Source organism: Neptunitalea lumnitzerae, from assembly GCF_027924185.1.
GTDB lineage: Bacteria > Bacteroidota > Bacteroidia > Flavobacteriales > Flavobacteriaceae > Neptunitalea > Neptunitalea lumnitzerae.
The window spans coordinates 573,195-587,914 of sequence record NZ_BRVO01000002.1 but is presented as its reverse complement, the minus strand read 5'-3'; the positions used below and the strand labels follow the sequence as shown (position 1 = coordinate 587,914).

2 protein-coding genes are annotated in these 14,720 nt (G+C 37.5%); both read right to left on the bottom strand.

The window, feature by feature from the left end; genetic code table 11:
* Positions 1 to 13: 13 nt before the first annotated feature.
* Positions 14 to 898: a hypothetical protein gene (locus tag Y10_RS09935; RefSeq protein ID WP_281765229.1), complete on the bottom strand. Its 885-nt coding sequence runs from the start codon at positions 896 to 898 to the stop codon at positions 14 to 16.
* Between the two features lie 15 nt (positions 899 to 913).
* Positions 914 to 14,710, bottom strand: a complete 13,797-nt coding sequence (locus tag Y10_RS09930; protein ID WP_281765228.1) for a choice-of-anchor Q domain-containing protein — start codon at positions 14,708 to 14,710, stop codon at positions 914 to 916.
* Positions 14,711 to 14,720: the final 10 nt, after the last annotated feature.

Genomic DNA, 14,720 nt, shown 5'->3' with positions numbered 1-14,720 from the left:
TGATACAGGTGGTTTAAAAATTAAAAATAGAATATCTAAGTTTAATACCAAAGGCCATTGTTTTTACCTCTTCTACTAAACTTGAGTTTAAAACACTTTCATTTTGAAAATGAACACCGTTATTATATACTACATAATTGACCGTATTTTTAGTTTGGTTTGCTTTTATATTGTTTATGCCATAATCAATAAACAAACCTCCATATAAATTATGCTTATTTGATAGGGGAAGTTTAGCCCCAAATTCAAATGTTCCAATTATGTTAGTATTAAAATTAAGATTATTTCCAACTCCTTTTAAAGATCTATACGAACCAAATCCCATAAACTCAGGGTCAAATAGTTCTACATTGTATTGACTATAAAATCCACTAGTATGTAAATTGTACCTAGTGCTATATTTAGAGGTGACTGGTATACCTATTTTAGCACCTGCTTTTATATAAAAACCGTACCTTTTATTTTCATAATGTAAAAGAACGGGAATATTTAAAAATCCAACCTGTTGTTCTTCCACTAGATTTTCAGCGGTATATCTAAACTCAAAACTTTCCATCTCATAATCTGTAGTGGTATATGCACTACTAATGGAATCTGAAGATGCCATTGCGTTGTAACCTTGGTATTCAGCCCCTAAACCAATACCAAAATTTTTGTTAAATAGGAACTTATATTCCACCCCTAAAGATACATCCATACCCGTTCTTATATGTGTTTCAGGAAGTTCATATGCTAAACTAGCGTACAATCCACTTGCCACCAGAGTTACTTCATGCTTATTATAAGTATTTGTACCTGGAATTAAACTTTGTGATTGTAAGGTACTAATCCCGATATTCCAAAAACAAAATAGAATAAAGGTTTTTCTACTTAAATTAGCGATTATGTTTAATTTCATTATATCAGTTTTGGATTATTGAACTATAATTTTAAATGTTTTCTCTCTATTAGGATTGATACATTTCAGTAAATAAGGAGCTGGCTGAATAGATTTAGGTAGTTGAATTACACTTCTCATTTCGCTTACTCTAGTCGTAAATACTTGTTTACCGTATAAATCATATATAATAATCATGGTTTGATCTAATTCTTCTTTTGGTAGGTCTAATAATACATTAATTTGTTTACCAAACTTCACTGGGTTTGGAGTTACTCTCATACTATAATCATGTTCAAGTATAATGGCACTTTCACAGGTTTGTAATATAGCTCCATCAATAGTTGTAAGCCTTAAGTAGTACGTAGCTGTATCATCCAATAAATCTGTAATATCTGGTCCAACGGAGAAGTACTGATCTGTACTAATTAATTGGTCATTTACATACCATTCGTAAGCTACAAAAGAATATCCATCATTTGTAGCAGGGTTATTGTTTGCTAATAATACATTGTCAAACTTTTGTTCTACAATATCAAAGAACTGAAACATTCGCTCTATAGTTATATAGTAGGTATTAGTTGTAGTACCATCTTGAGATGTAATAGTTACTACCTCATTATAAATACCTGGTTTTGGTGTACTAATTGTAAACTCATGTCCCACATCTGATGTAGCATTCGCTTCTGTGGTAATAGTAATGGTTATTTCATCTGCAGTATTATTACATTCCATTAAATAGAATATATTATCATTAGGGGTATCATAAGTTTCTCCATCAATAACAATAGCGTGAATTGAGGCATCACTACTAATAATAACTTGTTCTTGAGTAACATTAGCAGCAGGTAAATAATTACTATCACCATCTTGATGTGCAGTTATAAAAACCGAACCAGAAGTAAGCATTTCTACCCAACCAGTTGCAGTTACATTAGCTGTAGCATTAGTAGCTGTATACGTGTATGTATAATACACAGGTAAACCTGATGAAGATGTTGCTGTTAATTGAAAATCCACATCGTTTTCCAAATGTTTAATTGGTAAAACATCAAAATTAATTTGCTGTGAGGCCTGCTCAATTATCAGGTTGGCTGTTAGGGTAACTGGAGTACAGTTAGGTGCATTAGGTGCTGGTGTTAATACCGCTGTAACTACATAGGTACCCGCATCTATAGCCCCGTTGTTTAATCCAGTATTTGGTAAAATTGAGTATGAAACAGTGGCTCCTGTTGGCAAATTATCTACCGCAATATATTGTCCTAAACCGTTATATGTATAAGTTACATCTGTAAAAGTTGCAGTGTCTAATGCTGAATCAATAACGTTAATTGTTTGTGTTTGTGTTGTACTATTATTATGTCCATCATCAAATGTCCATGTGATAGTATAGGACCCCACTGTAGTATAACTTAATGGATCATTAGTTGTTCCGACTACAATTCCTGTACAATTATCTGTAGCAGTAGGTGTAGGTATATCAATTGGTAAAACTTCACATTGCATGCTAATACTAGGTAAAGTATTCACATCAGGCGTTGGAGCCGTAGTATCATCAATGACAACGTTTTGTGTTTGTGTGGTATAGTTTCCACTAGCATCGGTGTATGTCCAAGTGATCATAGTTGTTCCTTGTGCTGTAATCGGGAATGTGACGTCACTGGTTACCGTAACTGAACTACAGTTATCGGTAGCTGATGGCGTTGTTACATCAGTAGCTAACACTTCACACTGCGCTGTGATATCCGCTAAAGTAGCGCTATCTGCAATTGGAGCCGTAGTATCATCAATAACTACGTTTTGTGTTTGCGTAGTATAGTTTCCACTAGCATCTGTGTATGTCCATGTAATCACTGTTGAAGCAGTAATTGGGAATGTAGCGTCATTTGTAACAGTCACTGAGCTACAGTTATCAGTAGCTGATGGCGTTATTACATCAGTAGCTATAACTTCACACTGCGCTGTGATATCCGCTAAAGTAGTGCTATCTGCTACTGGAGCCGTAGTATCATCAATGACAACATTTTGTGTTTGCGTAGTGTAATTTCCACTAGCATCGGTGTATGTCCAAGTAATTACTGTTGAAGCCGTAATAGGGAATGTAGCATTACTGGTCACAGTCACCGTACTACAGTTATCGGTAGCAGATGGCGTTGTTACATCGGTAACTACTACTTCACATTGCGCTGTGATATCCGCTAAAGTAGCGCTATCTGCAATCGGAGCTATAGTATCATCAATGACCACGTTTTGTGTTTGCGTAGTGTAATTTCCACTAGCATCGGTGTATGTCCAAGTAATTACTGTTGAAGCTGTAATTGGAAACGTAGCATCACTAGTTACCGTAACTGAACTACAGTTATCGGTAGCTGATGGCGTTGTTACATCAGTAGCTAACACTTCACATTGCGCTGTGATATCCGCTAAAGTAGCGTTATTTGCTACTGGAGCTGTAGTATCATCTATGATTACATTCTGAGTTTGTAAAGTGTAATTTCCAATAGCATCGGTGTACGTCCAAGTGATCATAGTAGTTCCTTGTGCTGTTATTGGGAATGAAGCATCACTGGTCACAGTCACCGTACTACAGTTATCCGTAGCAGATGGAGTTATTACATCCGTAGCTAACACTTCACATTGCGCTGTGATATCCGCCAGTGTAGCGCTATCTGCCACTGGAGCTGTAGTGTCATCAATCACCACATTTTGTGTTTGCGTAGTGTAGTTTCCACTAGCATCGGTGTATGTCCACGTGATTACTGTTGAAGCCGTAATAGGGAAGGTAGCATCACTAGTTACCGTAACTGAACTACAGTTATCAGTAGCAGATGGCATTGTTACATCCGTAGCTAATACTTCACATTGCGCTGTGATACCCACTAAAGTAGTGCTATCTGCAATCGGAGCCGTAGTATCATCAATCACAATATTTTGTGTCTGCGTTGTATAGTTTCCACTAGCATCGGTGTATGTCCAAGTGATCATAGTAGTTCCTTGTGCTGTTATTGGGAATGTGGCGTCACTGGTTACTGTTACCGTACTACAGTTATCAGTAGCTGATGGCATTGTTACATCGGTAGCCAGAACTTCACATTGCGCAGTGATATCCGCTAGAGTATTGCTATCTGCAATCGGAGCTGTAGTATCATCAATGATTACGTTTTGTGTTTGCGTAGTGTAATTTCCACTAGTATCGGTGTACGTCCAAGTGATTATAGTAGTTCCTTGTGCTGTAATCGGGAACGTAGCATCACTGGTCACAGTCACCGTACTACAGTTATCCGTAGCAGATGGCGTTGTTACATCGGTAGCTAATACTTCACATTGTGCTGTGATATCCGCCAGTGTAGCGTTATCTGCCACTGGAGCCGTAGTATCATCAATGACCACGTTTTGTGTCTGTATTGTATAGTTTCCACTAGCATCGGTGTATGTCCAAGTAATTACTGTTGAAGCTGTAATTGGAAACGTAGCATCACTAGTTACTGTTACCGTACTACAGTTATCCGTAGCTGATGGCGTTGTTACATCCGTAGCTAGTACTTCACATTGCGCTGTGATATCTGCTAAAGTAGCGCTATCTGCAATTGGAGCGGTAGTATCATCAATGACAACGTTTTGCGTTTGCGTAGTGTAATTTCCACTAGCATCAGTGTATGTCCAAGTAATTACTGTTGAAGCCGTAATTGGGAATGTAGCATCACTAGTTACCGTAACTGAACTACAGTTATCAGTAGCTGTTGGGATTGTTACATCAGTAGCTAGCACTTCGCATTGTGCAGTGATATCAGCCAAAGTAGCGTCGTCTGCTACTGGAGTAGTAGTATCATCAATGATTACGTTTTGTGTTTGCGTAGTGTAATTTCCGCTAGCATCAGTATACGTCCAAGTAATAACAGTTGAAGCCGTAATAGGGAAGGTAGCATCACTAGTTACCGTAACTGAACTACAATTATCAGTAGCTGTTGGTGTTGTTATATTGGTAGCCAGAACTTCACATTGTGCAATGATATCCGTTAGAGTAGTGCTATCCGCCACTGGAGCTGTAGTATCATCAATCACCACATTTTGTGTTTGCGTAGTGTAATTTCCACTAGCATCGGTGTATGTCCACGTGATTACTGTTGAAGCTGTAATTGGAAACGTAGCATCGCTAGTTACTGTTACCGTACTACAGTTATCGGTAGCTGACGGTGTTGTTACATCAGTAGCTATAACTTCACACTGCGCTGTGATATCCGCTAAAGTAGTACTATCCGCAATCGGAGCCGTAGTATCATCAATGACAACATTTTGTGTTTGCGTAGTGTAATTTCCACTAGCATCAGTGTATGTCCAAGTAATTACAGTGTTTGCAGTAATCGGGAATGTGGCATCACTAGTTACTGTTACCGTACTACAGTTATCAGTAGCTGATGGCGTTGTTACGTCAGTAGCTAGCACTTCACATTGTGCAATGATATCCGCTAAAGTAGCGCTATCTGCCACTGGAGCTGTAGTGTCATCAATCACCACATTTTGTGTTTGTGTAGTGTAATTTCCACTAGCATCGGTGTATGTCCAAGTGATCATAGTAGTTCCTTGTGCTGTTATTGGGAATGTGGCGTCACTGGTTACTGTCACTGAGCTACAGTTATCAGTAGCAGATGGCGTTGTTACATCGGTAGCTAATACTTCACATTGTGCTGTGATATCCGCTAAAGTAGCGTTATCTGCTATCGGAGCTGTAGTATCATCTATGATTACATTCTGAGTTTGTGTAGTGTAATTTCCACTAGCATCAGTGTATGTCCACGTGATTACTGTTGAAGCCGTAATCGGGAAGGTAGCATTACTGTTTACCGTAACTGAGCTACAGTTATCGGTAGCTGATGGCGTTGTTACATCGGTAGCCAGAACTTCACATTGCGCTGTGATATCCGCTAAAGTAGTACTATCCGCAATCGGTGCTGTAGTATCATCAATGACAACATTTTGTGTTTGCGTAGTGTAGTTTCCACTAGCATCGGTGTATGTCCACGTGATTACTGTTGAAGCCGTAATTGGAAATGAAGCATCACTGGTCACAGTCACCGTACTACAGTTATCCGTAGCAGATGGCGTTATTACATCGGTAGCTAATACTTCACATTGCGCTATGATATCCGCTAAAGTAGCGTTATCTGCTATCGGAGCTGTAGTATCATCTATGATTACGTTTTGTGTTTGCGTTGTATAATTTCCACTAGCATCTGTATAGGTCCAAGTAATTACTGTTGAAGCCGTAATCGGGAATGTGGTGTCACTAGTTACCGTTACTGAACTACAGTTATCGGTAGCTGATGGCGTTGTTACATCCGTAGCTAATACTTCGCATTGTGCAATGATATCCGCTAGCGTAGCGCTATCCGCCACTGGAGCAGTAGTATCATCAATGACAACATTTTGTGTTTGCGTAGTGTAGTTTCCACTAGCATCGGTGTATGTCCACGTGATTACTGTTGAAGCCGTAATTGGGAATGAAGCATCACTGGTCACAGTCACCGTACTACAGTTATCGGTAGCTGTTGGATCTGGAACATCAACTTTATTTACCTCACATTGCGCTGTGATATCCGCTAAAGTAGCGCTATCTGCCACTGGAGCCGTAGTATCATCTATGATTACATTCTGAGGTTGAGTAGTGTAGTTTCCACTAGCATCGGTGTATGTCCACGTGATTACTGTTGAAGCTGTAATTGGGAATGAAGCATTACTGGTTACTGTTACCGTACTACAGTTATCTGTAGCAGTAGGTGTAGGTATATCAATAGGTAAAACTTCACATTGCATGGTAATACTAGGTAAATTGACTACATCAGGCGTTGGAGCCGTAGTATCATCAATGACAACGTTTTGTGTTTGCGTAGTGTAATTTCCACTAGCATCAGTGTATGTCCACGTGATTACTGTTGAAGCTGTAATTGGAAACGTAGTATTACTGGTTACTGTTACCGTACTACAGTTATCCGTAGCAGATGGCGTTGTTACATCGGTAGCTAGTACTTCACATTGTGCTGTGATATCCGCTAAAGTAGTACTATCCGCAATCGGAGCTGTAGTATCATCAATGACAACATTTTGTGTTTGCGTAGTGTAGTTTCCACTAGCATCGGTGTATGTCCACGTGATTACTGTTGAAGCAGTAATCGGGAATGTAGCATCACTAGTCACAGTCACCGTACTACAGTTATCCGTTGCTGTTGGATCTGGAACATCAACTTTATTTACCTCACATTGTGCTTCGATATCCGCTAAAGTAGCGTTATCTGCCACTGGAGCCGTTGAATCATCTATGATTACGTTTTGCGTTTGTGTAGAGAAGTTTCCGCTATTATTGGTATACGTCCAAGTAATCACTGTTGAAGCCGTAATCGGGAATGTGGTATCACTGGTTACCATGACTGTTCCTCCACATATATTAGTTGCACTTGGAATTGTTATATCTGATTCTAATACTTCACATTGTGCAGTAATATCATTTAGTGTTGTTACATTTGGTGTTGGAACTGTGATACCGCTTATTACTATATTTTGTGTTTGTGTGGTATAATTGCCACTAGCATCAGTGTACGTCCAAGTAATAACAGTTGAAGCCGTAATCGGGAATGTAGCATCATTAGTAACTGTTACCGTACTACAGTTATCTGTAGCCGTTGGAACTGGAACATCTGATTCTAGAACATTACAACCTGCTGTAATATCAGCTAATGAAACACTATCTGGTATTGGATTAGTAGTATCATTAGTAATATTAATGAGCTGTGATTGTGTAGTGTAGTTTCCACTCGCATCAGTGTATGTCCAAGTGATTACAGTGTTTGCTGTAATCGGGAATGTAGCATCACTGGTTACTGTAACTGAACTACAGTTATCGGTAGCAGATGGCGTTGTTACATCCGTAGCTACTACTTCACATTGTGCAATGATATCCGCCAGCGTAGTGCTATCCGCCACTGGAGCTGTAGTATCATCAATCACCACATTTTGTGTTTGTGTGGTATAATTGCCACTAGCATCAGTGTATGTCCACGTGATTACTGTTGAAGCCGTAATTGGGAATGAAGCATCATTGGTTACTGTAACTGAACTACAGTTATCAGTAGCAGATGGCGTTGTTACATCCGTAGCTACTACTTCACATTGTGCAATGATATCCGTTAGAGTAGTGCTATCCGCCACTGGAGCTGTAGTATCATCAATCACCACATTTTGTGTTTGTGTAGTGTAATTTCCACTAGCATCAGTGTATGTCCATGTGATTACAGTGTTTGTTGTAATTGGGAATGTAGCGTTACTAGTAACCGTAACGGTACTACAGTTATCCGTTGCTGTTGGCGTTGTAATATCGGCCGCTACTAATTCGCACTGAGCAGTAATATCAGATAATGTTATAACATTAGGTGTAGGTAATAGATTATCTTCTACCGTTACTGAGGCATTGCAGGTAGTTACAAAACCATCTATATCTTCTGCGGTTAATGTTACTGTATTATCACCTAAATCTGAACAGTCAAAATAGGTTATATCTAAACTAAGAGTTATGCTTCCCTCTGCATCCCACGATCCGTTGTCAATATCAGATGGAGTAATGGTAGCTTCCCCATTAGCATCTAGATATACTGTAATGGATTGACAATTGACTACAGGGGCACTGCTCAAACTTTCAAATGCCCCCATATCAATCACACCCCCAGAACTATAGTTATAAACCCTTAGGTTTCCAACCAAGTCTGTATCTGTTGCTATATTACCTGAATATGAGCTATTATTTCCGGCATCAATGGCTATACTTCCACTGGCTAAATTATAGTTTCCATTAGCGGCATCTTCAAAAATATCGGCTATAGAGATGCCGGTAGCATCTAAATTTCCGTTATTAGTATTAGCGCTATTAAGAATTAAATTGTAATAATTAATGGTATAAGATCCACCTCCGTTATTAAATACATTATCCCAAATGATACTGTTGGTGATAGTAAAAATTGATGAATTATTATAAAATCCATTACCATTATTGGTTGCTGAGTTATTTACTAAGGTTACATTAATAAAATCTGAGGAAGACGAATTGTTATATATTCCTGCACCATCTAACGCTCCATTTTCTGCAATTAATACATTAGTTAGTGTAGGGTTTGAATTATTTTGATTCAACATACCACCACCGTTTGAAATAGCAGTATTATCTGTTATAAATGCATTTCTAATATTAGGAGACGAATTATAGTTCATTAAACCACCTCCATTAGTAGCCGTATTATTTGTAATGGTAACATTGTTCAGCACAACATCTGCGTAGTTATAATTGTATACGCCACCACCATTAGTAATTGCTGTATTATTACTAATAGTTACATTGGTTAAAGTAGGAGAGGAGTTATTATTGTAGATACCGCCCCCGTTGTCTCCTGAAGTATTGTTACTAACTTCCACAGTATTTAAAATAGGGGATGAAGCTAATGCGTTAAATATACCACCCCCAGCACCAGTTGCATTATTGTTACTAATAGTGATGTTAGTTAAACTTGGAGAAGCATTGTTATAAGCATAACTACCACCTCCATAGTTCTGAGCAATATTTTGTCCGTTAATAGTTACTGTACCCGAACCGTTGGCATTACCATTTATAATTTGGAAACCATTCAGTAGGGCAGTACCTGTATTACCACTTGCTACAACTACATGATAGGTATTATCTGTAGCATCGTTTAAGGTACCAATATCTCCATTTAACATACTGGTGTAAAACGAAGTTATATTTCTGTCTGATAAATTAGTTTCAGTACCTATAAAACTACCATAAACCTGTACGTTTTCAACTAATAAAAAGGTATTATCTCTTGTTTGATTGGTACCAAAATTACTGCCGTCTTCAGCACTATATAATGGATTATAAGTACCACCCGCTACCCAAATTTGTAGAGGAGTGGTAGCCCATGAAGTATCTTGGTTATTATGTGCCCATTTTAAAGCATCTGCTAATTGTGGTGCAGCATTTGCCCAGCTGCTACCATCTCCAGTGCCACCACTCACATTTATGTTTACATACAAAATGTTGTTAGCATCGGGTTGTAAATCTATTCCCTGAAATTCATACGCTCCTATATCAATAGCAGTTTCTGCATATCTTGGGTTACCAGCCAAATCGGTATCATTGGTTAAATCTCCACCAGCATTTGTGTAAGCGGTATTACTACCTGTATTCACAGCGGGGCTGCCATATTTTAAAGTGTAATCTCCGTTAGTAGGGTCGGTAAAAATATCGTTTAAAGTAATGCCTGTAGCGTCTATATTTCCGTTACTGATACTGGTTTCATCTTCTATAAGACAATAGGAGGTAGTTAATGCTCCAATAATATTGTTATTATAAAAGGTAGAAGTATTACCATAGATAATGCTATTGTTTATGGTAGTAGATCCACCATATTTATAAATACCACCGGGCCCCTGTATAGCAGTATTTTTACTTAAAGTTATATTAGATGCTGTTAAATTAGAATTATCTGTATATATACCTCCTCCGCTCGAGTTTGCACTATTATTTCCAAAAACAACATTACGTAAATTTAAGGTAGAATAAGAACAATATAAACCACCACCATAAGTATTAGCTGTATTATTAGTAAAGCTAACATTACGTAAACTTAAGGTAGAAGAAGAACAATATATACCAGCTCCGGGGCCAGAAGTTGAATTGTTATTATAAATAGTAGCTTCTGTTAATGTAACATTAGAGTTATCATTTAAAAATATACCACCACCCCTTAAAGCAGTATTACCTGAAATTATAACCTTGGTTAAGGTAGCAGATGCATTCCAGTTTTGTATTCCACCACCGTTTGACCCAGATGAAATATTATTGCTTATAGTTACATTGGTTAGTGTAGGGTTGGCATTATTATTGTTATACATACCTGCACCTTCACTAGCTCTGTTATTGTTTATAAGTACATTGTTAACTAAAGGAGAAGTATTCTTACAGTTCATACCGCCACCTGCGCTTCTAGTAATAGTATTACCATTTACTAAAATAGATGTATAACTTGTAACTCCATTACCATCCGTAATGGTAACACCATCTAACAACGCGGTATTAACGTCACCTGAAGCTATAACAACATGGTATACATTATCTGAATTACTACCTTGTACACCAATATCACCACTTAAAATAGTACCATCAACTGTAGTTGGGGTTATTCTTGTATGGGTTAAGTCGGTTATGCCGTTATCGGGGTCAAACCCACCATATAGCTGTACATTTTTAACTAATACAAAACTGTTATCACGGTTTCCATTAGTAATATAACTAGCATCTGCTGCATTATATAAAGGGTAATAAGTACCTTGTGCAATGTATATTTTTAATGGGTTAGCATCAAAAGAGGTGTCATCTGCATCAAATTGAGTACGTGCCCATTTTAAGGCATCTGCTAATTGTGGTACTGCATTAGCCCAACTAGAGCCATCTTCTGTGCCACCGGTTACATTGGTGTTTACATAAATAATGTTGTTAGCATCGGGTTCTAAATCTTTCACCTGATTTTCGTAAGCACCTAAGTCTATGGTAGGGTTTATAAGTCTAGGATTTCCTGCTAAATCGGTATCGTTAATAAGGTCTCCACCTGCATTAGTATAGGCGGTATTGCTACCAGCATTTGCTACCACACTTGTGTTTAAGGGCGTGTAATTTCCATTAGTAGCATCGGTAAAAATATCCGCTTCTGTAAGCCCTGTAGCATCAATGTTTCCGTTACTGGTATCGCTGCTGTTTTGTATGAGGCTATTAGTAGATGTATACGATCCTGGTGCTTCATTATATATTGAATTCCATATAATACAATTCGTTATATAGGAAATAGAATTGTCATTATAAATGCCACTACTGTCATAAATATAGGTATGAGTATTGTCTGATATTGTGGTATTTATTAAGCTTATATTCGCATTAGTATCATTGTATATTCCTCCACCAGTACTAGACGTATTATCTACTATAAGATTATTAATAAAAATAGGTGTAGCGTTATAATTATAAATACCACCTCCTCTGGCAGCAGCAATGTTATTACTAATAGTTACATTCGTAAAATTTGGTGAGCCAAATCGATTATCCACTCCTGCACCAAAAAAACCTGAATCATTATCGGTAATCACTACATTGTTAAAACTAGGTGAAGAATTATAATTTAATATACCAGCCCCACAGTCTTCTACTATAATGTTTGAATTAACTGTCATAGAGGTTGAGCCATCTGAATTTCCTTTGGTAATGGTAAAACCATTTAACAAAGCAGCGCCTATATCTCCTGATGAAATAAATACATGTAAACTATTATCGGAATTATCATTTAAGGTACCAATATCACCACTTAAAACAGTACCGCTTGTAGATGTAGGGGTTATACGTGTATGCGTTAAATCTGTTATGCCATTATCGGGATCAAATCCACCATATAGTTGTACATTTTTAACTAATACAAAACTGTTATCCCTGTTTCCATTACTAGTATAGCTGTTATCTGCTGCATTATAAAGTGGGTAATAGGTGCCTTCTGCAACGTAGATTTGTAAAGGAGTAGAATTAAAATAGGTATTGTCTAAGTCATATTTAATACGAGCCCATTTTAGTGCATCTGCTAATTCAGGTACTGCATTTGCCCAGCTAGATCCGTTACCAGTGCCACCGCTTACATTTATATTCACATATAAAATATTATTGCTGTCCGGTAGCATCTGTGTTTCTTGAAATTCGTATGCTCCTAAATCTATTCCAATATCAAAAAATCGAGTATTTCCTAAAACATCGGTATCAGTGTTTATATCTCCTCCAGCATTGGTATACATGGTGGTACTTCCAACATTTACAGCAGGTGAAGTGAATAGTAGGGTAAAATCATCATTTGTTGGATCTGTAAAAATATCTGTGATACTTAATCCGGTAGCATCTATATTACCGTTACTTGTATTGCTACTGGTTTGTATTAGACTATAACTGTTATTGGTATAAGAATTTGTGTTGCTAAATGTATCCCACAAAATACTATTACTAATATCAAACGAAGAGTTTACATTATAAAAGCCACTACCGCTGCCACTAGCACTATTATTGGCAAGCGTTACATTGGTAAGGTCTGAAGAGGCATTGTTATTATAAATACCCCCTCCATTTCCGTTAAATGCAGAATTTTTGTAGATGGCAGTATTCAATAAATCGGGAGCCGAATTATTGTCGTTATACATAGCCCCACCATGGTTAGCTGCCATGTTATATGAGAATACTACATTGGTAAGGGGAGGAGAAGCATTAAAATTAAGCATACCGCCACCATTTCCTGTACTAGCTGTATTATTATAGAATGTTACATTGATTATATTTGGTGATGCTGAAAAATTATACATACCACCACCGTTATTACCTGCTGCATTACCAGTTAAGTTACTATTAGATATGCTATAATCTGAATAATTATAAGCATAAATACCCCCACCTAGATTAACTGCAGTATTTGTATCTAATGTTACATTATTTAATATAGGTGAACTATTATTAAGATATATACCTCCACCATTATCATTACAAGTGTTTGCGATAATTGTTACATCAGAAAGTGTAGGGTTAGAAGATGTAGAGCAAAAGATACCACCGCCGGCACCACTTGCGTTGTTTGTAGTAATAATGGTATTACTAATAGAAGGTGACGCGTTGTTGTAAAAAAACATGGCACCGCCATAGTTACGATTAACAGGTTGGCCGTTTACACTAATACTACCCGAGCCATTAGCAATACCGTTGGTAACCGTAAAGCCATCTAGTAGAGCTAATCCTAAATCTCCTATACCAAGTACTATATGGTAGGTATTGTCTGTATAATCTGCAAGGGTACCAATATCCCCCGATAAAATAGTAGCATTAGCTGTGTTGATAACATCTCTGTCGGTTAAGCTTGTTTCTGTACCGTCAAAATTACCATATACCTGTACATCTTTTACCAATAAAAAAGTATTATCCTTTGTTTGCTCTGTACCAAAATTACCTCCGTCCTCTGCACTGTATAAAGGATTATAGGTTCCGGCTGCTACCCAAATTTGTAATGGAGTTGTAGCCCATGAAGTATCTTGATTATTATGAGCCCATGTTAAAGCATCTGCAAGTTCAGAGACAGCGTTCCCCCAACTAGAACCGTTGCCGCTGCCTCCGCTTACATTTTTGTTTACATATATGATATTATTTGTGTCAGGACTAATAGTGTTTCCGGTATTCGGAACTTGAATTTGAATGTTATGCCACCCAACATCATTAAAACAACCCGAAATTTCTTCGTTTACAATAAATTCTGTAATATTTGTTGCATTACTAGTGTTAGTTGGTAAAATGGTTCCTGCACTTACAAAACCATCGGTTGTACCACCGGCATTTATTAACGGGGTGATAAGGTCTCCGTTATGATTTTCTATACTTACTGCAGCCTCGTCAAACGGGTTGTCAAAATCTAAACTAATAAAATTAAAAGCTATGACGTTACCATTTTTAAACAATTGGTAGGAGTGATTGTTTACACCACCATAAAAAACATAATCACCACTACCGGTAGTAAGTTCTTCTAGAACAAGATCGGTAGTACTGGTTATTTTTAATAAATAGGTATCACCACCTGTGTTTATTGTTTCTTCTATTCTATAGTCAGAGCTAGGCATACCACCAGTACCACCATAATCTATGGCGTTGTTTATGGTGAAATTTAGATTTGTTTGAGCAAAACTTATAGAGGTTATAAGTGTAAAAATTAAGTATAGGTAGTTTTTTTTCATAACGGAGACT

Excerpts from the sequence above, each read along its gene's own strand:
- Y10_RS09935 (WP_281765229.1), bottom strand. The coding sequence starts at position 898 with ATGAAATTAAACATAATCGCTAATTTAAGTAGAAAAACCTTTATTCTA.
- Y10_RS09930 (WP_281765228.1), bottom strand. The coding sequence starts at position 14,710 with ATGAAAAAAAACTACCTATACTTAATTTTTACACTTATAACCTCTATA.